Here is a 26,523-nt window from a genome sequence, read left to right as displayed (position 1 = left end):
AGCGATCCCGCCGCCCAGCACGACCGCCTCCAGGGCCAGGACGGCGGTGATCGTCAGCGCGCGTACGCCAGCAGCACCGGCTCGTCCTGGCCCGGCCAGGTGCCGGCGAGCCCGCCCGCCGCCGGAACGTCCGCCGGGACGGGCCGCCGGACCACCGCCAGCTCGACGTCCCCCACCCGCACCACCGTCACGCCGCCGTCATCCGGACCGGCCGGAGCCGGTCCAGCCGACACCGGACCAGCCGGCTCCAGAGCGGGCGACACCGGAGCGGCCGACGCCGGCGACACCGGAGGGGCCGGGACCGGGCGGCCGGTACGGCTCCCCGTCAGCGTCATGCTCGCCGGACGCACCTCGCGCTTCCCGTCGACCTCGAAGTACTCCTCGGCCTGCCCGGCGTCGGCGAGCGCGGCGGCGGCCAGCAGCGGCGGGTACACCGGGTCGCCGCAGGCGTCGTACACCCAGCGGCGGCCGAGCACCGAGTGCTCGACGAGGCCCACGAAGAAGTCGTCCGCTCCGGCCAGCGGCGCGCCCCGGTAGGTCAGCGGCACCTGGAGCACCGGGCCGTCACCGGCGCGCACGAGCAGCGTCTCGACGCCGACCTCGCCGGCCGGGTCGTCGAACCGGTACGCCGCGACGCGGGTGACCTCCGCGCCCGCCTCGCCGGCGAACCAGGACCGGCCGGGCAGCCAGGGTACGAGCAGCTCCAGTTTCGAGGGGCGCAGTTCCGCGCGGTGCAGGAGGGCCATGCGCAAGATCGTACTGTCGGAACGGGCCGCCGTCAGGCCGCCGCCCACGCCTTGGCGAGCAGCTCCCGGGTGTCGGCGAGCAGTTGCGGCAGCACCTTCGTCCGGCCGATCACCGGCATGAAGTTGGCGTCGCCACCCCAGCGCGGCACCACGTGCTGGTGCAGGTGCGCGGCGATGCCCGCGCCCGCCACGCCGCCCTGGTTCATGCCCAGGTTGAAGCCGTGCGCGCTGGAGACGTGCCGGACCACCCGCATGGCGGCCTTGGTGAAAGCGGCCAGCTCGACCGTCTCCGGCTCGTCCAGCTCGGTGTAGTCGGCCACGTGCCGGTAGGGGCAGACCAGCAGGTGGCCGGGGTTGTACGGGTAGAGGTTCAGCACCGCGAAGACGTGCTCACCGCGGGCCACCACCAGGCTCTCCTCCGCCGGCAGCCCGGGCGCCAGGCAGAACGGGCAGCCGGCCGGCTTCTCGTACCCGCCCTCGGGCCGGTCCTCGCCGGAGATGTAGGTCATCCGGTGCGGCGTCCAGAGCCGGTCCAGCCCGTCCGCCAGACCGTTGTCGCCGCCGTACCCGGTGTCCCGCTCCGCCCCTGTCACACAGGCGATCCTACGATCCGGGCCGGACCGCCGCCGAACCGCGCCGCCGCCCGGGCGGCGCGGCTCGGCGGACCGCCTACTCGGCGGCGGTGGCGGTGGGGCCGGCGTTGGTGCGCGACTCCACCACCTCGCGGACGTGCGCCACCGCCTCGTCGATCGGTACGCCGTTGCGCTGCGAGCCGTCCCGGTAGCGGAACGAGACGGTGCCGGCGGCCACGTCGTCGTCACCGGCGATCACCATGAACGGGATCTTCTGCTGCTGCGCGTTGCGGATCTTCTTCTGCATCCGGTCGTCGCCCAGGTCGACCTCGGCCCGGATGCCGTGCCGGCGCAGCGTCGCGGCGAAGTCGACCAGGTAGTCGCCGTGCTCGTCGCGGATCGGGATGCCGACCACCTGCACCGGCGCCAGCCAGGCCGGGAACGCGCCCGCGTAGTGCTCGGTGAGCACGCCGATGAACCGCTCGATCGACCCGAACTTGGCGCAGTGGATCATCACCGGCTGCTGCCGGGTGCCGTCGGCCGCCTGGTACTCCAGCCCGAAGCCCTTGGGCTGGTTGAAGTCGTACTGGATGGTCGACATCTGCCAGGTGCGGCCGATCGCGTCCTTGGCCTGCACCGAGATCTTCGGGCCGTAGAACGCCGCGCCGCCCGGGTCCGGCACCAGATCCAGCCCGGTCTCCAGCGCGCACTGCTCCAGGACGGCGGTGGCCGTCGCCCAGTCGTCGTCGGAGCCGACGAACTTGTCCGGCCGGGAGTCGTCGCGGGTCGACAGCTCCAGGTAGAAGTCGTCGATGCCGAAGTCGCGCAGCAGGCTGAGCACGAAGCCGAGCAGGTGCTTGATCTCGGCCGGCGCCTGCTCCTTCGTGCAGTAGGAGTGCGAGTCGTCCTGGGTGAAGCCGCGCACCCGGGTCAGGCCGTGGATCACGCCCGACTTCTCGTACCGGTAGACCGACCCGAACTCGAACAGCCGCAGCGGGAGCTGCCGGTAGGACCGCCCGCGCGACCGGTAGATCAGGTTGTGCATCGGGCAGTTCATGGCCTTGAGGTAGTAGTCGCTGCCCTCCATCTCCATGGGCGGGAACATCGTGTCCTTGTAGTAGGGCAGGTGTCCCGAGGTGTGGAAGAGACCTTCCTTGGAGATGTGCGGCGTGCCGACGTAGTCGAAGCCCTCCTCGATGTGGCGCGCCCGGACGTAGTCCTCCATCACCCGCTTGAGCACGCCGCCCTTGGGGTGGAAGACGGGCAGGCCGGACCCGATCTCATCGGGGAAGCTGAACAGGTCGAGGTCCGCGCCGAGCTTGCGGTGGTCGCGGCGGGCGGCCTCCTCCAGCAGCTTCAGGTACGCCTTCAGCTCGTCGCGGGTCGGCCACGCGGTGCCGTACACGCGCTGGAGCTGCGGGTTCTTCTCCGACCCGCGCCAGTACGCGGCGGCCGAGCGCATCAGCTTGAACGCGCCGATCAGCCGGGTGTTCGGCAGGTGCGGGCCACGGCACAGGTCCGACCAGCAGACCTTGTCCTCGTTCGCGGCGAGGTTGTCGTAGATGGTCAGCTCGCCGCCTCCCACCTCCATCACCTCGGAGGAGTCCAGCCCCTCCCCCTTGACGTCGATCAGCTCCAGCTTGAACGGCTCGGCGGCCAGCTCGGCCCGGGCCTCGTCCAGGTCGGCGAACCGGCGGCGGCGGAACCGCTGGCCGGACTTCACGATCTCCTGCATGCGCTTCTCGAGCTTGGCCAGGTCGTCCGGCTGGAACGGCTTGTCCACGCCGAAGTCGTAGTAGAAGCCGTTCTCGATCGGCGGGCCGATGCCGAGCTTCGCGTCCGGGAAGACGTCCTGCACCGCCTGGGCCAGCACGTGGGCGGTGGAGTGACGCAGCACGTTCAGCCCGTCCGGGCTGTCCAGGGTGACCGGCTCGACAGCCACGTCCTCGGCCGGGCGCCAGTCCAGGTCGCGGAGCTGGCCCTGCGGATCGCGGACCACCACGATCGCCTTCGGCCCGCTCGCCGGCAGGCCGGCCGCGGCCACCGCGTCGGCCGCCGTGGTCCCGGCGGCGACGACGACGGGGTCGGCCACGACGGGGGTACGGGGTGCGGACACGGTGACTCCTGTCGTCGACGGTACGGAAGGGCCGGTGACCGGCCCCTGCGATGCTATCGGTCGCCCCGACCCATACCGCCGCCGACGCCGGTGCCCGCCTTCGGCGAGTTCCGTGCCGGGTTGAACCTTTTCGCCCCGCCGCCCGAACTACCAGGTGGGGCCGGAGCCGGTGCCGACCCCAGTCGAGAAGGACGGTGACGACCATGAGGATGACCCGTCAGGGCCGGTGGGCGGCTGCGTTGCTGACGGCCGTACTCGCCGGGGCGGTGGGATGGCCGGGCGCGGCGAGCGCGGCCGGGGTGACAGTCACGACCTCGCCCGCCCAGGTACGCCAGGGCGACGCGATCGAACTCGCGGTGCTGGTGCCGGCGGACAAGCCCGGTACGCGGACCACCCGGATCGAGCTGACCATGCCCGCTGACGCCCCGATCGGCGAGGTGTACCCGCTGTCGGTGCCGGACTGGGCGCCGACCATCACCACCCGCACGCTCGACCAGCCCGTCCCCGGCATGCACGCGGCCGAACTGAACCAGGTGACCCACTCGGTGAGCTGGCTGCGGATGCCCGGCACCGGCACCGGGCCGGCCCGGCTGCCACTGGGCATGGGACCGATGCCCGCCACCGACCGGCTCATGTTCACGGTGGTGCAGACGTACGACGACGGCACTGTGGTCCGGTGGGCGGACCCGGCGGGTGGCACGCATCCCGCGCCGACGGTCGAGCTGCTGCCGCCGCTGCCCGGCACCGTGACGCACGACGGCGGCGCCGGTACGAACGGCGGCGCGCACGGCGGTCACGGCGCGGCGGGCGGCCCTGGGGCTGCCGACGGCGCGCAGGGCGGTGCGGCACCGGCGGCCGGCGCGGCCGACGACGGGCCGAGCGCGGATCTGCTGCTCGGCGGCGGCCTGCTCGCCGGGCTGGCCGGCGGCGCGGCGATCGGCTGGCTGCTCAGCCGCCGCCGGCGCGACACCATGACCCTGCCGCCCGACAGCGAGAGCCCTTCCGACCCCACCGCGCCCCCTGGCGCCCCCGCGACCCCCGACAGCACGCCCCCCGACACCGCGACCTCCGAGGCCAGCGAGCCCGTCACCGCAGGCACCGCCTCCACGCGCCCCTGACCGCCACCTACCCGCCCGCCAAGCGGGAACACCCATCCACGATGCGAGACCGCAGTAGATCTTGGTACGAAACGGCCCTCCTGGGGGCCATTTCGTACCAAGATCTCGGACTCCTCCGACGGCGGAGCGCGGGCACGGGCGGGGGTGGTCAGGCGGGGGCGGTGAGCCAGCCGGGCAGCGGCTCGCGGGCGGTCAGCCAGCCCTCCGGCACGCCGCCCGGCGCGCCGACCCCGGTGTACGCGGCCACGATCCCGCCCACGATGGCGGCTGTGGTGTCCACGTCGCCGCCCGCCTCGACGCAGGTCCGGATCGCGGCGGGGTAGTCGTGCAGCAGCGTGGCGGCGACCCAGAGGGTGAACGGGACGGTGTCCTGCGCGGTGACCCGGGAGCCGTTGCCGAGCGTGTCGGCCGCCGCGGCGGCGGGGCGACCGAGCAGCGCGGTGGCCCGGCGTACTCCGCGGTGCACCTCACCGCCCGGGTCGAGCGCCGCGGCGACGGCGGTGAGCAGCCGGGCCGGGTCGGGCCGGCCGCCGTCGAGGCGCGCCCGGGCGGCGAGCGAGGCGGCCACCGCGACAGCCACCGCACCGGCGACGCCCTCCGGGTGGGCGTGGGTCACCTCGGCGGAGGCGCGGGCCTGCTCGGCGGCGCGCCGGGTGGAGTCGGCGTGCCAGGCGCCCAGCGGCGCGACACGCATGGCGGCGCCGTTGCCGCAGGAGCCCTGCCCGTCGAACGCGGACGCGGCGGCCACCGGCCACGGCGTGCCCGTGCGGATCAGCCGCAGCACAGTCACCGCGCCCGGCCCGTACCCCCGGTACGGCTCGCAGCGCTGCGCGAACGCCAGCGCCAGCCGGTCCCGGTCGATGCGGCCCGCGGCGGCCAGCTCGGCCACCACCGAGCAGGCCATCTCGGTGTCGTCGGTCCACTCCCACGGCGGCGCGGGCAGCCGCCCGGCGGCGAGGTCGTCCGGGTGCCGGCCGGGAACGAAGAACTGGGAACCGAGGGCGTCGCCCACCGACAGGCCGGCCAGCGCGTCGCGGGCGAGCGTGAGGCGGGTGTCGGGGAAGAGCGTGAACGTCATCGCCGTCCCAGCTTGCCCGGTTGGCCGGACCGCCGCAACGCGACCGGCTTGCCACGCCGAGTACGGTGCTGACGTGGCAACCGTCCTGCTGGTCGAAGACGACCACGTCGTGCGCGGCGCCATGCTGCGGTCGCTGACCGACCGGGGGCACGCGGTGCACGCGGTCGGCACCGCGCTGGACGCGCTGCGCCGGGTCGCCGCGGAGACACCCGATCTGGTGGTGCTCGATCTCGGCCTGCCCGACCTGGACGGCTCGGACGCGCTGCGCATGCTGCGCGGCATCACCGACGTGCCGATCATCATCGCCACCGCCCGTGACGACGAGCAGTCGGTGGTACGGCTGCTGCGCGCCGGTGCGGACGACTACATGGTCAAGCCGTTCACCGGGGCGCACCTGGACGCCCGGATCACCACCGTGCTGCGCCGGGCCGGGCGGGCCAGCCGTACCGCCGCGCCGGCCGTGCACACGGTCGGCGGCCTGCGCGTCGACGTCGGCGAGCGCAGCGCGGTGCTGGACGGGGAGGCGCTGGCCCTGACCCGCAAGGAATTCGACCTGCTGGCGTATCTCGCCGCGCGTCCCGGCCGGGTAGTGTCCCGGCGGGAACTCTTGGAGGAGGTATGGCGGCAGCCATCGGTCGGCGAGGACCAGACCATCGACGTTCACCTGTACTGGCTCCGCCGCAAAATGGGCGAGTCCGCGGCGAAGCCGCGCTACCTGCGCACCGTGCGGGGGGTCGGCTTCCGGCTGGTGGCGCCGGACTGAGGCTCACGCTCGCCGGGCTCACCGCCGGCCTGTGCGGCCTGATCGCGCTCGCCTTCCTCGTCCCGCTCGGGCTCACCCTCGCCGACCGGACCCGGGAGGCGGAGCTGGCCGACGCGGCCCGCCGGGCCGCGCTGGTGACCGGCGCGCTCGCGGTCAGCACCGACACCGCGACCATCGAGCGGGCGGTGGCCGCCGCGGCCGGCGACGATCCGGCCAAGCGTCCGGTCGTGCACGGCGTCGGCGCGGACGAGTCGGCCGGCCGCGCGAACCCGCGGGTGCTCGCCGACGCCGCCGCGCAGCGGCGTTCGGTGGTGACCGAGGTGGACGGCGGGGTGCTGCGGCTGGACCCGGTGGTGCTCGGTGACCGGGTCGCCGTGGTGGAGGTCTTCGTCCCCGACGAGGTGCTCGACTCCGGCGGCGGCGGGCGGTGGCTGCTGCTGCTCGCGATCGGCCTGGCGCTGGTCGGCGCGGCGGTGGCTGTGGTCGACCGGGTGGCGGCCCGGGCCGTGGACGCCACCGGCGACCTGGTCAAGGCGGCGCTCGCGGTGGGCGACGGCGAACTGGGGGTACGGGTCGAGCCGACCGGCCCGCGCGAGCTGGCCGAGGCCGGGCACGCGTTCAACCGGATGACGGAACGGCTGGTGGCGCTGCGCGCCGACGAGCACGAACTGGTCGCCGACCTGTCGCACCGGCTGCGTACGCCGCTGACCGCGCTGCGGCTGGACGCCGAGGCGCTGGAGTCCGACGACACGAGCATCGGCACGTTCAGCGAGGCGGAGCTGGACCGGCGGCGCGGCATCCGGCGTATCCGGCAGGCGATCGTCACGCTGGAGGGCGAGGTCGACCAGCTCATCAAGACGACCCGCAAGGCGGTCGCCCAGGAGACCGCGCCGGCGTCGTGCGACGTGAGCGAGGTGGTCCGGGACCGGATGGTCTTCTGGTCGGCGCTGGCCGGGGACCAGAACCGGCCGCACCGGGTGGTCGGGGCGCAGTTGCGGATCCCGGCGCCGGTGCCCCGCGCCGAGCTGGCCGCCGCGCTCGACGCGGTGATCGGCAACGTGTTCCGGTACACGCCGCAGGGCACCGCGTTCGAGGTGGCGGTGAGCCGCCGGGACGGCTGGGTGGCGATCCGCATCGACGACGCCGGGCCGGGCATCGCCGACCCGGACCGGGCGTTGCGCCGGGGCGAGAGCGACAAGGGCTCCACCGGGCTCGGGCTGGACATCGCCAAGCGGGTCGCGTTGCAGGCGAACGGTTCGGTGAGCATCGACCGGGCCCGGCTCGGCGGGGCGAGCGTGGTGATGCTGCTGGCCGACCCGGACGCGGCGCCCCGTCCGGTGAACCGGTTCGGGCTGGTCGGGCGGATGGCCCGGGAGGCACGCGAGCCGCGTCCCGGGCGGCGCTGGCCGCGCCCGCGCTGACCCGTGGCTGTGTACCGGCGCAAGTTCTCCTTAAAGGTGGTTTAACGACTGCCGGAAAACCGGCGTGAACTGTCAGGATCGCTGACAGAACCCATCAGTTCCGTCGGCCGGGACGCCCCGTAAGACCTTCCGGCCGACGGATCATGCGCGCGGCGGGAGTCCGGTCCCCCCACACCTCGCTCCCGTCGCGCGCGCTCTCCCCCGTCGATCCCGGGCGCGAGGTGACCGTCATGCCACCGGCCGTCAGTCGTCTGCTCCGCTGGGCCGCCGTCATCGGCCTGGGCATCGCGCTCACGCTCGCGGTCTGGCAGGACCCGGTGCTCGCGCACGGTCCCGCCCGGCCCTCGCCCGTCGCTCCCGGCCCCGCCGCCGCGCTCACCGCGCTGGCGCTGACCGGGATGCTGCTGACCGCGCGGCGTCGGCCGCCCCGGGTGTCCCGGCGGCCGGTGCCGGTACGGCCGCTCAGCGTGCCGCGCTCGCCAGGTACGCGTCGATCTCGGCGGTGATCCGGGCCTGCTCGGCCGGTGCGAGGAACGCCGCCGCGACCGCGTCGCGGGCCAGCGCGGCCACCCCGTCGGGGCCGAGTCGCAGCAGCCGGGCGGCCACCGCGTACTCGTCGTTGAGCGTGGTGCCGAACATCGGCGGGTCGTCGGAGTTGATGCTCACCGGCACGCCGGCCTCGACCAGCCGGGGCAGCGGGTGCGCGTCCAGGCTCGGCACGGCCCGCGTGCGCACGTTTGACGTCGGGGAGATCTCCAGCGGGATGCGCCGCTCGGCGAGGTGGCTCAGCAGCGCCGGGTCCTGTGCGGCGGAGATGCCGTGGCCGATCCGCTCGGCGCCCAGCTCGCGCAGCGCGTCCCAGATGGTCTCCGGGCCGGTGGTCTCGCCGGCGTGCGGCACCGAGCGCAGCCCGGCCGCCCGGGCCTGGTCGAACCACGGCTTGAACTGCGGCCGGGGCACCCCGATCTCGGGGCCGCCGAGGCCGAAGCTGATCAGCCCGTCGGGGCGTTCGTCGAGCGCGATCCGCAGCGTCTGCTCGGCGGCGGGCAGCCCGGCCTCGCCGGGGATGTCGAAGCACCAGCGCAGCGAGATGCCGAAGTCGGCCTCGGCGCGCTTGCGGGCGTCCTCGATCGCCTCGCAGAACGCCGGCGCCGGGATGCCGCGGTTGACGTGCGAGTACGGCGTGACGGTCAGCTCGGCGTAGCGGACCTGCTGGCGGGCCAGTTCCCGGGCGACCTCGTGGGTGAGCAGCCAGACGTCGTCGGCGTCGCGGATCAGGTCCACGACGCTGAGGTAGACCTCGATGAAGTGGGCGAAGTCGCGGAACGCGAAGTAGTCGGCGAGCGCCTCCGGGTCGGCCGGGACGGGGCTGCGCCCCTCGTGCCGGGCGGCCAGCTCGGCGACGATCCGGGGCGAGGCCGAGCCGACGTGGTGCACGTGCAGCTCCACCTTTGGCAGTCCGGCGATGAAGGTGGGCAGGTCGGTCACGAGTTCTCCTCTGCGCGGGCGCCGGTGCGGGCCACCATGAAGATCCGGCGGAACGGGAAGTACACCTGACCCTGCCGCACCGGGTACGCCTGCGCGAGCCGTACCCCCAGCTCGGCGCGGAAGGCGGCCCAGCCGGCGGCGTCCAGCGCGGCGCGGACCGGGCGCAGCGCGGTGCCCTCCATCCAGGCCAGCACCGGGTGGTCGGCGCCGGCGGCGGGCAGCAGATGCACGTACGTAGTCTCCCAGGCGTCGACCGCGCAGCCCGCATCGGTCAGCAGCGTGGCGTAGCCAACCGGCTCGTCGACGGGCGCCTCGCGCAGCTTTCCGGCGAGCGCGTCGCGCCACCTGTCCCCCGCGGCGACGGAGCGCAGCAGCCGGTGCGACGGCGCGTCGAAGTTGCCGGGCACCTGGAACGCCATCCACGCGCCAGCCGGCAGCGCGTGTGCCCAGCGGCGGAGCAGGTCGCGGTGTTCCGGCACCCACTGGAGCACGGCGTTGCCGACCAGCACGTCCACGTCGGGCTCCGGCCGCCAGTCGCGGACGTCGCCGACCGCGTACGTGACCGGACCGCCCTCGGCGGCCGCCCGGTCGATCATCTCCGGGGAGGAGTCGAGGCCGGTGACCCGGCTGCCGGGCCAGCGTCCGGCGAGCGTGGCGGTGAGGGTGCCGGGGCCGCAGCCGAGGTCGACCACGGCGCGCGGGTGCTCCGCGCCGACGCGGGCCAGCAGCTCGTGGAACGGCCGGGAGCGCTCGTCGCCGTAGCGCAGGTAGGTGCGCGGATCCCACATGACAGCCTCCAAACCGTACGTACGTCTTGTTAGACCGTACGGCCCGGCGCGCGCACCCGCAAGCCGCTCACTAGGCTCGACCGGGTGGAACAGCGCAGCTTCGACCGGCTCGGCCGGCATGTCGGCATCATCGGACTCGGCGCGTGGCAGCTCGGCGCGGACTGGGGCGAGGTCAGCGAGGACGACGCGCTCGCCGTGCTCGCCGCCGCCGTCGACGCGGGCGTCACCTTCCTGGACACCGCCGACGTGTACGGCGACGGCCGCAGCGAGGCCCTGATCGGCCGGTTCCTGCGCTCCCGCCCCGGGCACGGGCTCACCGTGGCGACCAAGATGGGCCGCCGGGTGGAGCAGACGCCGGAGGCGTACACGCTGGACAACTTCCGGGCCTGGACCGACCGGTCCCGGGCCAACCTCGGCGTCGACACGCTCGACCTGGTGCAGCTGCACTGCCCGCCCACCGCCGTCTTCGCCGACGACCGGGTCTTCGACGCCCTCGACACGCTCGTCGACGAGGGCCGCGTGGCCGGGTACGGCGTCAGCGTGGAGACCTGCGACCAGGCGCTCACCGCCATCGCCCGGCCCGGCGTGGCCAGCGTGCAGATCATCCTCAACGCGGTCCGGCACAAGCCGCTGGAGCAGGTGCTGCCCGCCGCCGCTGCCGCCGGGGTCGGAATCATCGCCCGGGTGCCGCTGGCGAGCGGCCTGCTCTCCGGGCGGTACGACGAGAACACCACGTTCCCGGCGAACGACCACCGCACGTTCAACCGGCACGGCGAGTCGTTCGACGTGGGCGAGACGTTCTCCGGCGTCGACTACGACAGCGGTCTGGCCGCGGTGCGCCGGCTCGCGCCGCTGGTCGGCGACGACCGCACGATGGCGCAGTTCGCCCTGCGGTGGGTCCTCGACCAGCCCGGCGTGACTGTGGTGATCCCCGGCGCCCGCTCCCCCGAGCAGGCACGGCGCAACGCCGAGGCGGCCGGGCAGCCGGCACTGACCGAGGTGGAGCTGGCCGCGGTGCGGGCCACCTACGACGAGCTGATCCGCCCGCAGGTGCACGACCGGTGGTGAGCCGGCCGGCCGGCGCGGCGTCGCGGCCGGGAGTCAGCGGCGGCGGGCATGCTGGAGCGCGACTGTCGTCGTCGGAGGGGGAACGATGAGGGGTTGGTTCCGGCTCACCCTGGGGCTGCTCGCCGTGGTGCTCGGTGCGCTGTGGACGGTGCTCGGCCTCGGGTACGTCGAGGGCAGCGTCATGAGCGACCAGCGGATCTGGGCGCTTGTCGGTCCGGTGCTCGTCCTGTTCGGACTGGCCGGGCTCTGGTGGGGCATGCGGGCGCGGCGGCGCTGAGGCGCCCGGCACGATGAAGCCCCGCCTCCCGTGCGGGATGCGGGGCTTCCGGCACCGGCCGGCGCGGCCGGTGCGGTGCGACTCAGATGGGGCGGACCTGCTCGGCCTGCGGACCCTTCTGACCCTGAGCGATCTCGAACTCCACCCGCTGGTTCTCCTCCAGCGTGCGGTAGCCGCTGGTCTGGATGGCCGAGAAGTGGACGAACACGTCAGCACCCCCGCCGTCGACGGTGATGAAGCCGAAGCCCTTGTCAGCGTTGAACCACTTCACGGTTCCCTGCGCCATGTGTATCTCCTTCTAAAACTGGCGGCCGAGCACGCCGTGCGGCCGATTGGCCGTTTTCGAGCAGCGGCGCCTGAGGCGGCCCCCATTGCAGGAGACTTCTCTCAACCCACGCGTCTCTCAACAGCGTGAGACAGCAAACCACGTACGCAAAAACTTCGCACAGCCTAGCGGACGAATTTCTCCGACATGTGACCTGAAGGTCTTGCGGACGGCGCTGCGCGGCCGTGCCGGAGCCATGCGAAAGGCCCCTTTCCCGCGCTCGGGAAAGGGGCCTTTCCGGCCTTTTTCGTCAGTCCGGCCAGCGACCGGTCAACCGGCGTACGCCCACCGCTCCGCCTCTGTCGACGGCGGCCCGCACCACCGCGAAGATGGCACCCTGCAGGGCCGCGGCGGCCAGCACCTCGCCCCAGCGGCGCTCCTCGTCGGTGGCACTCGGCGCCTCGCCGTCGCCCGCCGTCACCTTCCACACCTGGCGGAAGATCGCCCCGGCGACAGCACCGGCGGCCAGGCCGAGCAGCACCCCCACCGGTCGGTACGCCGCCTTGCCGATCTTCCCGCTCACCTGCGCCTCCCTCGGACGATCACCAGCACCACCGCGGTCACCAAGGCGCCGGCCGCGACCGCCGCCCACGGCAACGGGTTGCGCCCGACCGCCTCACCCTTCTCGTACGCCTGCGCCCGGACCAGCCGGGCCCGCTCCGCCGCCCGCCCGCGCACCCGGGCCGCGGTCAGCGACGCCTGCTCACGCATCCGCGCCTTGGCCGCCTCGGCGGAGTGCCGCACCAGCGCCTTCGGATCGGCCCTGGCCGCGAGCAGCTCCATCGTCTCACCGAGCTCCACCCGGGTCCGGCGGATCTCCTCCCGGAGCGCCGCCACGTCCCCGGTCCCGTTACCGGTCATGCCCGCCTCCCGTCCTTCACCGCGGCGGTGACCGTGTCGACGTCCGCCCGAACGCTGCGGACCGCCGCCTGGGGCACCGGCGGGACGGCACGGCTGACCTGCTTCTTGCCCACCAGCGCCAGGATCCCGGCGAGCAGGAACAGCGCCACCGCCACGATCAGGGCGGCCAGCCACGCCGGCATGACAAGCGCCAGCAGCAGGATCACGGTGGCGACCAGGGCGCCGGCGCCGTAGAGCGCCATCACCCCGCCGCCGCCGAACAGACCGATCCCGATCCCGGCGTGCTTGCCCTTCTGGGTCAGCTCCGCACGGGCCAGGGCCAGCTCGTCCCGCACCAGGCGGGTGACCTGCTCGGTGGCGCGCTGCACCAGTTCGGCGGTGGACGGCTCGCTCCCGGTCCGCGACGTGCTGCGACTCGCGACGTCAGCCATGCTGTCCTCCTTTCGTCATCACCGCGCTGTATGCCCGGAGTCGCCGCCCGTCAATCCTGCGCGGAGCGGCCGGTCCGCCCGGCCGCGCGCCCCCGAGATCCGGTGCCGGGCACCGGATCCGGGGCGTGCGCACCACGTCCCCCGCAACCGCCCGGCCAAACCCGTCCGGCCGGAAAGCCGCCCGTACGCGCCGAACCCCCGGCACCGTGGGCGGCCGGGGGCTCCGATCGGGGTACGGGGTCAGCGACGCGCCTCCGCGTGCTCCTCCCGGCCCACGAACACCTCGCTGCGGGCCTCCCCGTCGTCGCTGCCGCCGAAGACACGCGCGTCGTCGGGCGCCTCGGTGTCGGCCGGGCGGCGTACCGGGCGGCGCGGCTGCATCGCCTGCCAGGGCAGCGGGCCGGTGGTGTCGCCGACCTCGGCGCGCAGCCGGGGCAGGGCGGTCGGGCGCTGGTCGCGTACCCAGGTCACCAGGTGCTCGCGGACCAGGCACCGCAGGTCCCACAGGCTGCCCGCGTCGGCGGCGCTGACCAGCGCGCGGACCTTGACCATGCCGCCGGTCGCGTCGGTCACCTGGAGCACGCAGACCCGGCCGTCCCACAGCTCGGTGCCTTCACACAGCCGCCGCAGCTCCTCCCGCATCGCCTGCACCGGGACGGCCCAGTCCAGCTCGAACTCGGCGGTGCCGAGCACCGCCGCCTCGGTGCGGGTCCAGTTCTGGAACGGCCGGCTGGTGAAGTACGAGGTGGGCAGGATGAGTCGCCGGTCGTCCCAGATCTGCACCACCACGTAGCTGAGCGTCAGCTCCTCGATCCGGCCCCACTCCCCCTCGACCACCACCACGTCGTCCAGGCGTACCGCGTCGCTGAACGCGAGCTGGAGACCGGCGAAGACGTTGCCGAGCAGGCTCTGCGCCGCCAGCGCGGCGACCGCGGCGATCACACCGGCGGAGGTCAGCACACCGGCGCCGACGCCGCGTACGGCCGGGAACGTCATCAGCATCACGCCGACCGTGAGGATCACGATCACCGCGATGGTGAGCCGGCGCAGCAGCACCACCTGCGTACGCACCCGGCGGGCGTGCCTGTTGTTCGGCACGTCGACCCGGAACCGGGCCAGCGCGGTGTCCTCCGCCACCACCAGCAGCGAGGCCACCAGCCAGGCCGTGGCGGCGATAGTCGCCAGCACCAGCGTGTGCAGGACGAACTGCCGCCACGGGCTGCCGACCGCGTACGCGGTGGTGAACCGGACCGCGAACTGCACCGCGGCCACCGTGACGGCGACCTGGAACGCGCGGTGCGCGTGCTCGGTCAGCTCGGTCATCAGCTGCGAGCGGCGGCCGAGGCGGCGGGTGACCCGGTGCACCACCTGGGCCAGCACCAACGCGATCGCCGCCGCGGCGAGCGCGGCGGCGATGGTCACGACGTAACTCTGCACGAACTCTCTCTCCCTCCGACGGGCGCGAATCGGGCAAAGGCCCAATGGTGCCCGGCGGCCCGGGTATCGACCAGGATCAGACCTTGCGGTACCGGGACTGGAAGAAGCAGTAGACACCGAAGGCGGCGATGCCCAGCGCCATGAGCGCCAGCAGCCACGGGCCGTACGACTGGTCGCGCAGCGTCCGCAGCGCGGCGTCCAGGCCACGCGCCTTCTCCGGGTCGTAGTTGACGGCCGCGGCCACGACCAGCACGCCGGCGATGGCGAACACGGCGCCGCGGGAGGCGTACCCGGCCATGCCGAGGCGACGGGTCAGCTGGCGGGTCTTCGGGCTCATCTCGCCGGTCTTGAGGTTGCGCTCGAACTTCTTCTTCAGGCCGTAGATCACCATGCCGATGCCGAGCGCGGCGAGGGCCACGCCGGCCAGTCCGACCAGCCACCGGCCGCCGTCGGAGGCCATCAGCTTCTCGGAGAGCTGCTGCTGCTGGTCGGAGGCGTTGGAGCTGGCGTCCTGGAAGACCTTGATCGCGGTCCAGCCGAGCCAGACGAAGACGACGACCCGGAACACCGAGGCGATCCGTTCGAACAGTCGTTCCTTGCCGGTCTTGGACACGTGGCCGGAGATCGCCTCGAAGGCCTGCCAGATCGCCATGGCGAACAGGCCGACCGCCACCGCGATCAGGAGGAACTTCCCGAGCGGCTGTTCACCGAGGGTGCGCAGCGCGCCGTTCTGGTTTCCCTCCTCGCCCGATTTACCGAAGGCGATCTGCAGCGCCAGCCAGGCGAAGAGGAGGTGCACCACCCCGTATCCGATGAATCCGGCACGGGTCAACAGTTCGAGCCACCGGCTGTTTCGAGCCTGGGCGGCGGTGGCTCCGGCGTTCCGGGTGAGAGACATGAGCCCTCAATCTCCCGGCGGGCGATTTTCCAAACGTCGCCGCCCGCCGGGACGGCCGAAACGGATCAGCCGGCGAGGTCGCGGGCGACCCGCAGCACCACCTGCTGTTCGGTGACGCTGTCCAGGCTGACCTGGAAGCCGGCGACCTCGGTTGCCTGCTGGCCCACTGTGAGCGAGAGCTGCTCCCCGGCGACCTCGACCGTGACCTGGTCGCCCTCGGCGCCGACCAGCTTCGCCTCGACGCCGAGGATCCGGGCGCTGGCCTCCACGCCGCGGTCGAAGGTGATCGTGCAGGCGTCGAGGCCGCAGTCGGTCTCGGCGCCTTCGGAGCTGCATCCGGCGAGCAGCGCGGCGCCGAGGGCGAGGCCGGCGAGCAGACCGGCGGCACGTCGGGCGGGGGCGGAGGTGGCGCGTCGCATCGTCACCCGCCCAAGGATAGGCGGCCCGTTCCACAGCGCCGGCGCCCGCGGGCGCGGGGCGGCACGCCGGGCTGCGCGCTAGGGTGCCGGAATGGCTTTCGACGTCGCCCGGGTCCGGGCCGCCTACCCTGCCCTGGGCGAGGGATTCGCCCACTTCGACGGCGCCGGGGGCACCCAGACCGCCGCCGCTGTCGTCGAGGCGGTCGCCGCGGCGATGCGCGCCGCCACGGGCAACCGCAGCGCCGCCTTCCTGCCCGGCCGCCGGGCGCTGGATCTGGTCGCCGGGGCGCGGGCCGCGGTCGCCGACCTGCTCGGCGCGCAGCCGTCGGGCGTGGTGCTCGGGCCGAGCGCGACAGCTCTCACGTACACACTGGCCCGGACGCTCGGCGCCGGCTGGCGCCCGGGCGACGAGGTGGTGGTGTCCCGGCTGGACCACGACGCGAACGTCCGCCCGTGGGTGCAGGCCGCGCAGGCGTCCGGCGCCACCGTGCGGTGGGCCGAGTTCGACCCGGCGACCGGTGAGCTGCCCGCCGGTCAGTACGCCGACCTGGTCGGCGAGCGCACCCGGCTGGTCGCGGTGACCGCCGGCAGCAACGCGATCGGCACCGTGCCGGACGTGGCCGCGATCGCCAAGACCGCGCACGCCGCCGGCGCGCTGGTGTGCGTGGACGGCGTGCACTCGGTGCCGCACGGCCCGACCGACCTGGCCTCGCTCGGCGCGGACTTCCTGGTCACCAGCGCGTACAAGTGGTCCGGTCCGCACCTGGCGGCGATGGTCGCCGACCCGGCGCGCTGGGAGGCGCTGCGCCCGGCGAAGCTGCTCCCCTCCGCCGACGGGGTCCCGGACCGCTTCGAGTACGGCACGCCGAGCTTCCCGCTGCTGGCCGGCGTGACCGCCGCGGTGGACCACCTGGCCGGCCTGGATCCGGCCGCGACCGGCGACCGCCGGGAGCGGGTACGCGCCGGTCTGGCCGCCGCCCAGGCGCACGAGGAGGCGGTCTTCGACCGGCTGCTCGCCGGACTGGCCGACCGCCCGTTCGTGACCGTGTACGGCTCACCGGCCCGGCGCTGCCCGACTGTGTCGTTCCGGGTGGCCGGCCTGACCCCGGCGCAGACCGCGGCGGCGCTCGGCGAGGCGGGCCTGTGCCTGTCCCACGGCGACTACTACGCCTACGAGTACTTCGAGGGCATGGGACTGCGGGGCAGCGGCGGCGCCGTGCGGGCGAGCGTCTACCACTACAACACAGCAGACGAGGTGGACCGGCTGCTGGCCGAACTGGACCGGCTGGCCGGGCCCGGAGGGAGAATGATCCGGTGAGCTTTCTGGTCGAGGAGAACACCGCCGAGCGCCGTTTCGAGATCCTGGTGGACGACGCGCTGGCCGGGTTCGCCGCGTACACGCCCCGGGGCGAGACGCTCGTCTTCACCCACACCGAGGTCGACGACCGGTTCCAGGGTCAGGGCGTGGGCGCGGCGCTGGTCCGGGGCGCGCTGGACCAGGTCCGCGCCCGGGGCGGCCGGGTGGTCGCGCAGTGCCCGTTCGTGGCCTCCTTCATCGAGCGCCACCCGGAGTACGCCGACCTGGTGGCCGACAAGCCGTGAGGCCCGGCCCGGCCGGGGGACCTCCCCACCCGGCCGGGCCGGGAGTCAGCGCGCCCCGGTCAGCACCTCGGCGGCGGCTCGCGCCGCTGCGGCGGTGGCGCCGTGGGTGGCCAGGTGCACCGCGCCGGTGACCAGCTCGGGCACGCCCAGCTCGACCACCACCGCGTCGGGGCGGGCGGCGAGTGCCCGGCGTACCGCGTCCCGCATCCAGTCGTGGCGGTGCAGGTCGCGCACCACGAGCACCAGCGGCCGGCCGGCCGGCGTCGCGCCCGGCTCGGCCGGTACGGCGTCGGCGGCGTAGCGGGCGGTGGTGGTGCCGGGCGCCAGGTGGGCCAGCGGCGCGGCGATGCCCCACGGCGTCTCCTCGCCGATGGCGATGTTGCGCGGCGGCGCGAACTCCACCACGTGTGCCGGACCGGCGAGCGGCAGCAGCCCGGCGTCGCCGGTGACCCGTACCGCCCGGCGGGCTGCTGCCAGCCCGATCGGTGAGCCGTCGGCGGAAGGCGGGCCGGCGACCCGGCGGGCGCGGGCGGCGACGCTCCACGCGGCGAGCTGACCGACCCGCTTCGCCGCCTCGGCGAGCCGTTCCTCGGGCAGCTCCCCGCTGATCACCGCCGCCACGATCGCGTCGCGCAGCTCGCGGGCGTCCGCCTCGGTGGCCCGTTCCCCGCCCACGCAGATCGCGTCGGCACCGGCGACCAGCGCGCGTACGGCGGCACCGGTGAAGCCGTACCGGTCGGCCACCGCGCGCATCTCCACCGCGTCGGTGACCACCACGCCGCCGAAGCCCATCTCCTCGCGCAGCAGGCCGCCGAGCACGCGCGGGCTGAGCGTGGCGGGCAGCTCCGGGTCGAGCGCGGGCACCAGCAGGTGACCGGTCATCACCGCCTGCGCCCCGGCCGCCACGGCGGCGCGGAACGGGGCCAGCTCGACCGCGTCGAGGCGGGCCCGGTCACCGCCGATCCGGGGCAGGTCGTGGTGCGAGTCGACCCGGGTGTCGCCGTGTCCGGGGAAGTGCTTGGCGCAGGCGGCGACGCCGCCGGACTGCAGGCCGCGTACCCAGGCGGCGGTGTGCCGGGCGACCAGGTCCGGATCCGCGCCGAACGAGCGCACCCCGATGACCGGGTTGGCCGGGTTGGAGTTGACGTCGGCGTCCGGCGCGTAGTCCAGCGTCACGCCGACCGCTGCCAGTTCGGCGCCGAGATCGCGGGCGACCTCCTCGGTCAGGGCCGGGTCGTCGACCGCGCCGAGCGCGTAGTTGCCGGGACGGGAGCTGCCCCGGGCGGACTCGATCCGGGTGACGTCACCGGCTTCCTCGTCGATCGCCACGATGACGTCGGGCCGCTCGGCGCGCAGGTTCGCGGTGAGCGCGGCGACCTGCTCGTGGTCGACGACGTTGCGGGCAAACAGGACGACCGAGCCGAGGCCCTCGCCGAGCCAGCGGCACACCCACGGCGGCGGTGTGGTGCCGACGAACCCCGGTTGCAGGACGGCGGCGGCGAGCGCCGCCAGGTCTCCGGTCGATCCCACGGTCCGCTCACTCATGTGCTGTCGTACCCCCGTCTCCCCCACGGACCCGCCGCGGCCGGCGGGTGCTGCCATGGTCACACCGCGCAGCTAAATAGTCAACAATCCTTACTGTTAGCCGCTGGCGTCCCGCGACGGCCCGTGGGAGAGTTCCCACATGTCCGCTCTGCCGCTCGCCGACGCCACCAGCGCCGCCGACATCCCCGGCGTACGCCTGCTCGGCCTCGTGGTCGGCGGCCTGTTCCTGCTGATCGCGATCCGGGCCATGTTCCGGCGCTGATCCCGCGCCGCCCGAGGTTGGAGCCGACTTCCGGGGGTAGGGCTTGCCCTGTCCGGACACGACGGAGCCGTCCGGTCACCGGCGGACCCGCCGGTCACGGCGGAGAGGGCACACCATGAAGATCGGCTACTTCCTGTCCAGCGAGGAGTACACCCCGGCGGAGCTGCTGGCCCAGGCGCGCGGCGCCGAGCAGGCCGGCTTCGAGGCACTGTGGATCTCCGACCACTACCACCCGTGGGTCGACGCCCAGGGCCAGAGCCCGTTCGTCTGGTCCACCATCGGCGCGCTCAGCCAGGTCTGCCGGCTACCGGTGACCACGGCTGTCACCTGCCCGACCATGCGCATCCACCCGGCTGTCATCGCGCAGGCGGCGGCGACCAGCGCGGTGCTGCACGAGGGGCGGTTCGTGCTCGGCGTGGGCACCGGCGAGGCGCTCAACGAGCACATCCTCGGCGACGCCTGGCCGCAGACCGACGTACGGCTGGAGATGGATGAGGCGGTCGAGGTGATCCGCGAGCTGTGGCGCGGCGAGTTCGTCAACCACCACGGCAAGCACTACACGGTCGAGCACGCCCGCATCTACACCCGGCCCGACACGCCCCCGCCGATCTACGTCTCCGGGTTCGGCCCGAAGTCGATCGAGCTGGCCGGCCGGATCGGCGACGGTTACGTCAGCACCATGCCGGACGCCGACATGGTGCGCCGGTTCCGCGAGTCCGGCGGCGGCGACAAGCCGTGCCAGGGCGGCTTCAAGGCGGCGTACGCCGACACCGCCGACGAGGGCGCGCGAATCGCGTACGAGCGCTGGCCGAACGCGGGCGTGCCGGGCGAGCTGTCCCAGGTGCTCCCCTCCCCCCGCCACTTCGAGCAGGCCGCCGAGCTGGTCCGGCCCGAGCAGGTGCGGGAGGCGTTCGTCTGCGGCCGGGACGCCGACGCCCACCTGGACATGATCGGCAAGTACGCCGAGGCCGGCTTCGACGAGGTCTACGTGGCGAACACCGGCCCGCACTGGCAGGGCCTGTTCGACCTGTACCAGCGCGAAGTCCTGCCCCGGCTGCGGTGACGGGGGCGACGGTTTCGCGCGGGATCGCCGCGGGTAGCTGAGGCGCTTGATGAAACTGACCACGCACTCCTCCAGCCTGCGCCGGGCGGCGCGGAACCTGTTCGGCTGGACCGCGCTGCGGCCCAACCAGCTCGCCGCCATGCGCGCCGTGATGAAGCGCCGCGACGCCCTGGTGGTGCTGCCCACCGGCGCCGGCAAGTCGGCGATCTACCAGATCCCGGCCAGCCTGATCCCGGGCCCGACGGTGGTGATCTCCCCGCTGCTCGCGTTGCAGCAGGACCAGATCGCCGCGCTCAACGAACGGCAGCGTCCGGAGCTGCGCGCGGTGCGGATCAGCTCGGACGAGAGCGCCGCCCAGCAGGCCGAGGCGATCGAGGACATCCGCGCCGGGCGGGCGGAGTTCCTGTTCATCACGCCGGAGGCGCTGACCAACCCGGACCGGCTCGCCGAGGTCCGCGAGCTGAAGCCGGCGCTGGTTGCGATCGACGAGGCCCACTGCATCTCCGCCTGGGGCCACGACTTCCGGCCGGACTACCTGGCGCTCGGTCACCTGATCGACGGCCTGGGCCGGCCGCCCGTGGTGGCGCTCACCGCGACCGCCTCCCCGCCGGTACGCGACGACATCATCGCCCGGCTGCGGCTGCGCGAGCCGGAGGTGGTGGTCTCCGGGCTGGACCGGCCCAACCTCTTCCTGGAGGTGGCCCACTGCCCGACCGACGACTACCGGTGGCGGCGGCTGATCGCGCTGCTGCGCGACGACGAGCGGCCCGGCATCATCTACGTGCCGACCCGGCGGTCGGCGGAGGAGCTGGCCGAGCGGCTCACCGGCGCCGGATTCCCGGCCGAGTTCTACCACGGCGGCATGCCGACGGCGGCCCGGCACGAGCTGCACGAGGCGTTCCTGGCCGACCGGGTGCCGATCATGGTGGCCACGTCGGCGTTCGGCATGGGCATCGACAAGCCGAACATCGCCTGGGTGGTGCACATGGCGCTGCCCGACTCGCCGGACAGCTACTTCCAGGAGATCGGCCGCGCCGGGCGCGACGGGTCACCGGCCCGGGTGCTGCTGCTGTGGCGCTCCGAGGACGTCGGCCTCCAGCGCTACTTCAGCGGCGGCCTGCCCGACGAGAAGGAACTGACCGAACTCGCCGCGGTGCTGCGCGGCAAGGCCCGTAACCGCAAGGAGCTGCGCGAGGTGACCGGCCTCGGCCCGCGCAAGCTGGGGCAGTACCTGTCCCTGCTGGAGCAGGTCGGCGCCGCCGAGCCACGGGCGAAGCAGCGCATCGGGGCGCCCCGGTACGCGCCGGCGGCCGCCGAGTCCGGCCGCGCCGCGCTGGCCGAGGCGGAACGGCAGCAGACAGTGACCCGGTCGCGTACCGACATGATGCGCGCCTTCGCCGAGACCACCGGTTGCCGGGGCCAGGCGCTGCTGGCGTACTTCGGCGAGCAGATGAACGAGGTCTGCGGGCACTGCGACAACTGCCACGCGGGCACCAGTGTGGCAGCCGACGGCGCGGTCGGGCCGTTCCCGGTGCACAGCCAGGTACGCCACCCGGAGTGGGGCGCCGGCCTGGTGCTCAGCTACGAGGAGGACCGGATGACAGTGCTCTTCGACGAGGTGGGCTACAAGACGCTGTCCGTGCGCGTGGTGTCCGAACAGGGCCTGCTGGAGCTGGACTAGCCTGACCCGGGCGCCGCGGGGGCGCCCGTCGACAACGACGACCACGGCGAAAGGGGCCTGATCGTGATCGAGCAGCCGGCGTACACCCGGTTCGGCGTCTCCGACGAGGAGTGGGGGCTGCTGGTGGGGCTGCCGCAGTCGGTGCTCACCGCGGCGGCCGCCGCCGAGTCCGACGGCACCCGCCGAACCATGGCCGAGAACGCCGCCGGGTTGGAGACCATCGCCGCCGGCCGGGAGTCGGCCAGCCCGCTGGTCGCCGCGGTGGCCGGTGAGGTCGTCGACCGGGTGGGCGACCCGGAGACCGGCGCGGAACTGCCGGTGCTCACGCCCCAGGACCCGAAGGCGATGATCGAGGACGTGCTGGCCCGGGCCGGGCAGGCGTCCGCGCTGCTCGCCGCGCGGGTGGACGAGGGGCAGGCCGGGGCGTACCGGCACTGGCTGGTGGAGATCGCCGAGCAGGTGGTGGGCGCCGCCTCCACCGGCGGCATCCTGGGCCTGGGCGGCGACGCGGTGACCGACTCCGAGCGCCGGTTCCGGGACCGGCTGTCACAGGTGCTCAACGACTGAACGGACTACTAACAGAAGGTTCCAGGTCCGTCTATGACGGACGTCACGGCCCCACGGGTGTCGCTTTCCGGCCCCGTGGGGCGTCCTGTGTGTGCAGGGTGTGACGAACACGGGGGTCGTGTGATGGACGGGAAGCTGCACCGGCAGGTCGTCGACACGGAGACGCTGCCGCCGCGGGAGCGCTTCGGCATGTGGCTGGACGTCATGAACGACACCCCGGTGCCGCTGCTGGTGCGCACCGCGCACGCCGACGACTTCGTGGCCCGGGCGGAGTTCATCGAGCTGGGCCGGATGCGGCTCGTCCGCTACCGCTACCCCTCGGTGGACTGCGCGCGCACCTCGAAACTGATCCAGCGCTCCGACCCCGACTACTACCTGCTCGCGCTGACGGTCAGCGGCACCAGCCAGGCCGACCAGGAGGGGCGGCGCGCCCGCTGCCGCCCGGGCGACCTCACCTTCTACGACTGCTCGCGCCCGCACGAGGTCAGTCACCACGCCGACCCCGCCGGGCCCGAGTACGCCCGCTCGATCGTGGCCCTGATGCCGTACGACGCGTTGCCGTTGCCGCCCCGCCGGCTCGCTCCCCTGTTCGCCGGCCGGATGTCCGGCTCGGAGGGCGTCGGCGGGCTGCTCGCCGACTTCCTCATCCGGATCACCGCGAACCCCGAGCAGTACCACGCGGCCGACGCGGAGCGGCTCGGCGCCGTCGGTCTCGACCTGGTCGCCACGCTGCTCGGCCGCAACCTGGTCTCCGAGGACGAGGTGCCCACCGAGGTCCGGCGCCGGGCCCTCCAGGCCCAGGTGCGCGCGTACGTGCGCCAGCACCTCGGTGACGCCACGCTGGACCCGGGCGCGATCGCCGACGCGCACCACATCTCGCTGCGCTCGCTGCACCGGCTCTTCGAGGACGAGGAGACCACAGTGGCCGCGTACATCCGGGACGAGCGACTGGCCCGGTGCCGCCGGGACCTGGCCGACCCGGCACTGAGCGAGCGCTCGATCCAGGTCATCGCCGCCCGCTGGGGTTTCCGGGACAAGGCGCACTTCAGCCGCGTCTTCCGGGCCGCGCAGGGCGAGACGCCACAGGCGTACCGGGCCCGTCACCTGGAACCGGCACGGATCGTCAACAGCGCGGCATCCACCGTCAACCTGGCCCGTACATACTGAACTCGGGCCGTACCGCTCGCGGTGGGCCCACGGATATCGGGGGGGCCGTGGCGCGGCGCCCGTGGCCGTCCCGGCCGCGGGCGGCCCCGCCCGGCGGTGCCCCCGGGACCGCACCGGCGGCCATGATCTCCGGTCCCGTCGCACATCCCCCCAGGATTCGACGGGGCCGGTCGGCGGTCAGCCGGCCTCCTCCTCCAGCAGCGCCAGCACCGACTTCTCCACCGCCTCGCGCGGCATCTCCGGCTGCACCGGCGCCAGCACCCCGTCGTGGTAGAGGTCGACCACGCGCGGGTCCACGTACGAGGTCCGGGCCACCGTCGGGGTGTTACCGAGCAGGTCGGCCACCGAACGCATCACCGCCGCCACGGCGCGCTTGCGGGCGGTCGCGGAACGCTGCGGCCCCACGGTGGCCAGTTCGGCGGCGGCCAGCACCGTCGCGTGCCAGGTGCGGAAGTCCTTGGCCGTCATCTCCCCGCCGCTGGCGTCGCGCAGGTAGTCGTTCACCTCGTCGCTGCGCACGTCGCGCCAGGCCCGGCCGTCCCAGTAGCCGAACAGCCGCTCCTGGGCGCGCCGGCGGCGGCGCAGGTTGAGCAGCACCCGGCACAGCTCGGCGTCCTCGATCCGGCGGACCTGGTCGATGCCGCCCTTGGCCGGGAACTCGAACACCACGCAGCCGCCCCGGGAGCGGGCGTGCTCGGGGCGCAGCGTGGACACCCCGAACGTGGGGTCGTCGCCGGTGGCGTACTGGTCGCTGCCGACCCGGAACGCGCCCATGTCGAGCAGCCGGGCGACCGTGGCCAGCACCCGCTCCCGGCGCAGTCCGCGCAGCGCCAGATCGTGCGTGACCCGGTCGCGCAACGCGGGCAGCCGGTGGGCCACCTCCAGCACGTGGTCGAACTTGGCCTCGTCGCGTTTCTGCCGCCAGCGCGGGTGGTAGAGGTACTGCTTGCGCCCCGCCGCGTCGATGCCCGTGGCCTGGATGTGGCCGTTCGGGTACGGCGAGATCCAGACGTCCCGCCAGGCGGGCGGGATCACCAGCTCGCGCAGCCGGGTCAGCTCCCCGGAGTCGCGCACCGGCTCACCGGCCGGGTCGAGGAACAGCCAGCCCTTGCCCCGCCGCCGGCGCGCGTATCCCGGCCGGCCCGGATCACTACGCCGCAACCGCACCGGAGACCCGTTCCACCTCGGCCACCGCAGCCACCACCTCGTCGATCCCGATGGCATTCAATGTCGGGTGGGTTCCTACCCCGCCCGACCCGGTCGAATCCCGGTTGACGGGCGTGTGCTCGATCGCACCCAGCGCCCGGTGCCGGGGCCGGTCCGGCGGTGGTCCCCAGTGCGCGGCCGGCACCGGACCGAACAGCACCACCGACGCGGTGCCGTAGCCGGTGGCGAGGTGCGCCACGCCGGTGTCCCCGCTGACCACCAGCCGTGCGCCCGCGACGATCGCGGCCAGCTCGGCCAGTCCGGTCCGGCCGGCCAGCACCGCCTCCGGCGGCAGCCCGGCCTCGCGGGCGACCCGCTCGGCCAGCGCCCGCTCGTCCGGCGAGCCGGTGACCGCCACCCGGTGCCCGCGCGCGGTCAGCTCCCGGGCCAGCCCGGCGAACCGCTCCGCCGGCCAGCGCTTCGCCTGCATCTTGCCGCCCGGGTGCAGCAGCGTCACACCGGCCGGTACGCCGGTCACCGCCGGACGCCGCAGCGCCAGGTCCCCCGGGTCGGCCGGCAGGCCGTACGCGTGCAGCAGCCGGCACCAGCGGCGGACCTCGTGCTCGTCGTCGTCCCAGGCCGGGCCGTCCGGATGGCCGGCGTCGAGGTTGCGATGGGCGAGCAGCCGGCCGGGACGGGCGGCGGCCAGCGCCCGGTGCGACAGCGGCCCGCGGCCGTGCAGGTTGACCGCCACCTCGGGCGGCGGACCGGTCCACGCGACCCGGTCCGGCCCGATGGTGGGCAGCACCCGGTCCACCGCCCCGGTCAGCTCCGCCAGCGGCGCCAGCCAGGCCGGGGCGGCGAGCACCAACTCCCGGCCCGGCAGGCCGGCGCGCAGGCCGCGCAGCGCCGGCACGGCGGTGGCCAGGTCGCCGACCCCGAGCGCCCGCAGCACCAGGATCACGGGTACGAGGACTCCTGCGCGGCGCAGACCACCATCTCGCGTACCGCGCAGCCGGCCGGCTGGGACAGCGCGAACATGACGGCGGCGGCGGTGTCGGCCGGCTCGTTGAGCACCGCGTCCGGGCCGGGGCGGTACTGCGCGTCCCGCTCGTCGAAGAACGCGGTCCGCATCCCGCCCGGGATCAGCAGCGTCACGCCGACCGCGCCGGCCAGTTCGGCGGCGAGCGCGCGAGTGAAGCCGACCACCCCGAACTTCGCCGCGCAGTACGCGGTCGCGTCGCTGACCGCCTTCACCCCGAGCGTGGACGCCACCGTGACGATGCTGCCCCGCGAGGCCTCCAGCCAGGGCAGCGCGGCCCGGATCACCGCGGCGGTGGCGAGCAGGTCCACTGTGACGATCCGCTCCCAGGTCTCGGCCGGGATGTCGGCCAGCTTCCCGGGGACGTCCATCCCGGCGGCGGTGACCACGGCGTCCAGCCCGCCGGAGCGTTCCGCGAGGTCGCGGGTCGCGGCCTCGGCGGCGCGGGTGTCGGCCAGGTCGCACTCGACCCAGGGCACCCCGTCGGCGGGACGCTGCCGGTCCAGTACCAGCGGGCGTCCGCCGGCGCGCGCCACAGCGGCGACCACCGCCGCGCCGAGCCCGCTGGAGCCGCCGGTGACCAGGACGGTCGGCCCGGCTCCGGGCGCGCCGGCGCTCACGCCGCCACCGTCGGCTCGGCGG

Annotated in this window: 30 protein-coding genes; 13 read left to right on the top strand and 17 right to left on the bottom strand. The window is 74.3% G+C overall.

The window, feature by feature from the left end; all coding sequences use genetic code 11:
• Positions 1–53: 53 nt before the first annotated feature.
• The 3 genes from Q3W68_RS15380 to thrS all read right to left on the bottom strand — a co-directional run bounded on the left by Q3W68_RS15380 (position 54) and on the right by thrS (position 3,434).
• Positions 54–746 (bottom strand): hypothetical protein, encoded by a 693-nt coding sequence (locus Q3W68_RS15380; RefSeq protein WP_302906073.1) that lies wholly within the window; start codon positions 744–746, stop codon positions 54–56.
• 32 nt (positions 747–778) lie between these two features.
• Positions 779–1,294 carry an HIT domain-containing protein gene (locus Q3W68_RS15375; RefSeq protein WP_162881603.1) on the bottom strand — a complete coding sequence of 172 codons (516 nt, stop codon included), beginning with the start codon at positions 1,292–1,294 and terminating at the stop codon, positions 779–781.
• Between the two features lie 121 nt (positions 1,295–1,415).
• Entirely contained in the window at positions 1,416–3,434 is a 2,019-nt protein-coding gene (gene thrS / locus Q3W68_RS15370) for a threonine--tRNA ligase (protein ID WP_302906072.1), read from the bottom strand.
• A gap of 203 nt (positions 3,435–3,637) precedes the next feature.
• Between thrS and Q3W68_RS15365 the strand changes: the two genes are divergently transcribed.
• Positions 3,638–4,552 (top strand): YcnI family protein, encoded by a 915-nt coding sequence (locus Q3W68_RS15365; protein ID WP_302906071.1) that lies wholly within the window; start codon positions 3,638–3,640, stop codon positions 4,550–4,552.
• 148 nt (positions 4,553–4,700) lie between these two features.
• Here Q3W68_RS15365 and Q3W68_RS15360 read toward each other — a convergent pair whose 3' ends face one another.
• Positions 4,701–5,630 (bottom strand): ADP-ribosylglycohydrolase family protein, encoded by a 930-nt coding sequence (locus Q3W68_RS15360; protein ID WP_302906070.1) that lies wholly within the window; start codon positions 5,628–5,630, stop codon positions 4,701–4,703.
• Between the two features lie 73 nt (positions 5,631–5,703).
• On the opposite strand from Q3W68_RS15360, the gene Q3W68_RS15355 reads away from it, so the two are divergent.
• The 3 genes from Q3W68_RS15355 to Q3W68_RS15345 all read left to right on the top strand — a co-directional run bounded on the left by Q3W68_RS15355 (position 5,704) and on the right by Q3W68_RS15345 (position 8,320).
• Complete coding sequence (locus Q3W68_RS15355; protein WP_302906069.1) at positions 5,704–6,393, top strand: response regulator transcription factor; 690 nt, start codon at positions 5,704–5,706, stop codon at positions 6,391–6,393.
• Between the two features lie 29 nt (positions 6,394–6,422).
• The gene (locus tag Q3W68_RS15350; protein ID WP_302906198.1) at positions 6,423–7,814 is read left to right on the top strand and encodes a HAMP domain-containing sensor histidine kinase; all 1,392 of its coding nucleotides are present in this window, start codon (positions 6,423–6,425) and stop codon (positions 7,812–7,814) included.
• 230 nt (positions 7,815–8,044) lie between these two features.
• The gene (locus Q3W68_RS15345; protein ID WP_302906068.1) at positions 8,045–8,320 is read left to right on the top strand and encodes a hypothetical protein; all 276 of its coding nucleotides are present in this window, start codon (positions 8,045–8,047) and stop codon (positions 8,318–8,320) included.
• Here Q3W68_RS15345 and Q3W68_RS15340 read toward each other — a convergent pair.
• A complete protein-coding gene (locus Q3W68_RS15340; protein WP_302906067.1) occupies positions 8,277–9,302 on the bottom strand; it encodes an adenosine deaminase in 1,026 nt (341 codons plus the stop codon). The two genes, Q3W68_RS15345 and Q3W68_RS15340, sit on opposite strands and share 44 nt — an antisense overlap.
• Positions 9,299–10,090 (bottom strand): trans-aconitate 2-methyltransferase, encoded by a 792-nt coding sequence (locus Q3W68_RS15335; RefSeq protein WP_302906066.1) that lies wholly within the window; start codon positions 10,088–10,090, stop codon positions 9,299–9,301. Before Q3W68_RS15335 ends, Q3W68_RS15340 begins: the two co-directional genes overlap by 4 nt.
• A gap of 84 nt (positions 10,091–10,174) precedes the next feature.
• Here Q3W68_RS15335 and Q3W68_RS15330 point away from each other — a divergent pair, with 84 nt between their 5' ends.
• Together Q3W68_RS15330 and Q3W68_RS15325 are read left to right on the top strand one after the other, a co-directional pair.
• Positions 10,175–11,158 (top strand): aldo/keto reductase, encoded by a 984-nt coding sequence (locus Q3W68_RS15330; RefSeq protein ID WP_302906065.1) that lies wholly within the window; start codon positions 10,175–10,177, stop codon positions 11,156–11,158.
• Between the two features lie 85 nt (positions 11,159–11,243).
• Complete coding sequence (locus Q3W68_RS15325) at positions 11,244–11,435, top strand: hypothetical protein (protein ID WP_128138226.1); 192 nt, start codon at positions 11,244–11,246, stop codon at positions 11,433–11,435.
• 82 nt (positions 11,436–11,517) lie between these two features.
• Here the strand turns inward: Q3W68_RS15325 and Q3W68_RS15320 are convergent, their stop codons facing one another.
• From Q3W68_RS15320 to Q3W68_RS15290, 7 genes are all read right to left on the bottom strand, one after another.
• Positions 11,518–11,721, bottom strand: coding sequence for a cold-shock protein (locus tag Q3W68_RS15320; RefSeq protein WP_007075740.1), 204 nt, complete (start codon positions 11,719–11,721; stop codon positions 11,518–11,520).
• 289 nt (positions 11,722–12,010) lie between these two features.
• Positions 12,011–12,283 carry a DUF4235 domain-containing protein gene (locus Q3W68_RS15315; RefSeq protein ID WP_302906064.1) on the bottom strand — a complete coding sequence of 91 codons (273 nt, stop codon included), beginning with the start codon at positions 12,281–12,283 and terminating at the stop codon, positions 12,011–12,013.
• Positions 12,280–12,621, bottom strand: coding sequence for a DUF3618 domain-containing protein (locus tag Q3W68_RS15310; protein ID WP_302906063.1), 342 nt, complete (start codon positions 12,619–12,621; stop codon positions 12,280–12,282). Before Q3W68_RS15310 ends, Q3W68_RS15315 begins: the two co-directional genes overlap by 4 nt.
• Positions 12,618–13,052, bottom strand: coding sequence for a phage holin family protein (locus Q3W68_RS15305; RefSeq protein WP_013285414.1), 435 nt, complete (start codon positions 13,050–13,052; stop codon positions 12,618–12,620). The genes Q3W68_RS15310 and Q3W68_RS15305 overlap by 4 nt, the downstream gene beginning before the upstream one ends.
• Before the next feature lie 240 nt (positions 13,053–13,292).
• Positions 13,293–14,489 carry a mechanosensitive ion channel family protein gene (locus Q3W68_RS15300; RefSeq protein WP_302906062.1) on the bottom strand — a complete coding sequence of 399 codons (1,197 nt, stop codon included), beginning with the start codon at positions 14,487–14,489 and terminating at the stop codon, positions 13,293–13,295.
• A 76-nt stretch (positions 14,490–14,565) separates the two neighbouring features.
• Entirely contained in the window at positions 14,566–15,387 is an 822-nt protein-coding gene (locus Q3W68_RS15295) for a DUF1206 domain-containing protein (RefSeq protein WP_302906061.1), read from the bottom strand.
• A gap of 65 nt (positions 15,388–15,452) precedes the next feature.
• Entirely contained in the window at positions 15,453–15,812 is a 360-nt protein-coding gene (locus tag Q3W68_RS15290; RefSeq protein WP_302906060.1) for a hypothetical protein, read from the bottom strand.
• Positions 15,813–15,897: 85 nt separating this feature from the next.
• Here Q3W68_RS15290 and Q3W68_RS15285 point away from each other — a divergent pair, with 85 nt between their 5' ends.
• Together Q3W68_RS15285 and Q3W68_RS15280 are read left to right on the top strand one after the other, a co-directional pair.
• The gene (locus Q3W68_RS15285) at positions 15,898–17,124 is read left to right on the top strand and encodes a cysteine desulfurase-like protein (protein ID WP_302906059.1); all 1,227 of its coding nucleotides are present in this window, start codon (positions 15,898–15,900) and stop codon (positions 17,122–17,124) included.
• Complete coding sequence (locus tag Q3W68_RS15280) at positions 17,121–17,408, top strand: GNAT family N-acetyltransferase (RefSeq protein WP_302906058.1); 288 nt, start codon at positions 17,121–17,123, stop codon at positions 17,406–17,408. The genes Q3W68_RS15285 and Q3W68_RS15280 overlap by 4 nt, the downstream gene beginning before the upstream one ends.
• 45 nt (positions 17,409–17,453) lie before the next feature.
• On the opposite strand, the gene Q3W68_RS15275 is transcribed toward Q3W68_RS15280, so the two are convergent.
• Positions 17,454–18,953, bottom strand: coding sequence for a glycoside hydrolase family 3 protein (locus Q3W68_RS15275; protein ID WP_302906057.1), 1,500 nt, complete (start codon positions 18,951–18,953; stop codon positions 17,454–17,456).
• Positions 18,954–19,092: 139 nt separating this feature from the next.
• Between Q3W68_RS15275 and Q3W68_RS15270 the strand changes: the two genes are divergently transcribed.
• From Q3W68_RS15270 to Q3W68_RS15250, 5 genes are all read left to right on the top strand, one after another.
• Positions 19,093–19,215 carry a hypothetical protein gene (locus Q3W68_RS15270; RefSeq protein WP_013285408.1) on the top strand — a complete coding sequence of 41 codons (123 nt, stop codon included), beginning with the start codon at positions 19,093–19,095 and terminating at the stop codon, positions 19,213–19,215.
• A gap of 115 nt (positions 19,216–19,330) precedes the next feature.
• Entirely contained in the window at positions 19,331–20,278 is a 948-nt protein-coding gene (locus tag Q3W68_RS15265; protein WP_302906056.1) for a TIGR03557 family F420-dependent LLM class oxidoreductase, read from the top strand.
• A 49-nt stretch (positions 20,279–20,327) separates the two neighbouring features.
• Complete coding sequence (locus Q3W68_RS15260; protein WP_302906055.1) at positions 20,328–21,959, top strand: ATP-dependent DNA helicase RecQ; 1,632 nt, start codon at positions 20,328–20,330, stop codon at positions 21,957–21,959.
• Positions 21,960–22,022: 63 nt separating this feature from the next.
• Positions 22,023–22,526, top strand: coding sequence for a hypothetical protein (locus Q3W68_RS15255; RefSeq protein ID WP_302906054.1), 504 nt, complete (start codon positions 22,023–22,025; stop codon positions 22,524–22,526).
• A 123-nt stretch (positions 22,527–22,649) separates the two neighbouring features.
• Entirely contained in the window at positions 22,650–23,693 is a 1,044-nt protein-coding gene (locus Q3W68_RS15250; RefSeq protein ID WP_302906053.1) for a helix-turn-helix domain-containing protein, read from the top strand.
• A 177-nt stretch (positions 23,694–23,870) separates the two neighbouring features.
• On the opposite strand, the gene Q3W68_RS15245 is transcribed toward Q3W68_RS15250, so the two are convergent.
• Genes Q3W68_RS15245 through Q3W68_RS15235 form a run of 3 tightly spaced genes read right to left on the bottom strand, consistent with a single transcriptional unit; the run spans position 23,871 to position 26,501 of the window.
• Positions 23,871–24,860, bottom strand: coding sequence for a DNA topoisomerase IB (locus tag Q3W68_RS15245; protein ID WP_302906052.1), 990 nt, complete (start codon positions 24,858–24,860; stop codon positions 23,871–23,873).
• Entirely contained in the window at positions 24,844–25,803 is a 960-nt protein-coding gene (locus Q3W68_RS15240) for a glycosyltransferase family 9 protein (RefSeq protein WP_302906051.1), read from the bottom strand. Before Q3W68_RS15240 ends, Q3W68_RS15245 begins: the two co-directional genes overlap by 17 nt.
• Positions 25,800–26,501: an SDR family oxidoreductase gene (locus Q3W68_RS15235; protein WP_013285402.1), complete on the bottom strand. Its 702-nt coding sequence runs from the start codon at positions 26,499–26,501 to the stop codon at positions 25,800–25,802. The genes Q3W68_RS15240 and Q3W68_RS15235 overlap by 4 nt, the downstream gene beginning before the upstream one ends.
• Between the last annotated feature and the right edge of the window lie 22 nt (positions 26,502–26,523).

Source organism: Micromonospora sp. C28ISP2-4, from assembly GCF_030519385.1.
Lineage (GTDB): Bacteria > Actinomycetota > Actinomycetes > Mycobacteriales > Micromonosporaceae > Micromonospora > Micromonospora tulbaghiae.
This window is presented reverse-complemented; position numbering and strand designations above follow the sequence as displayed.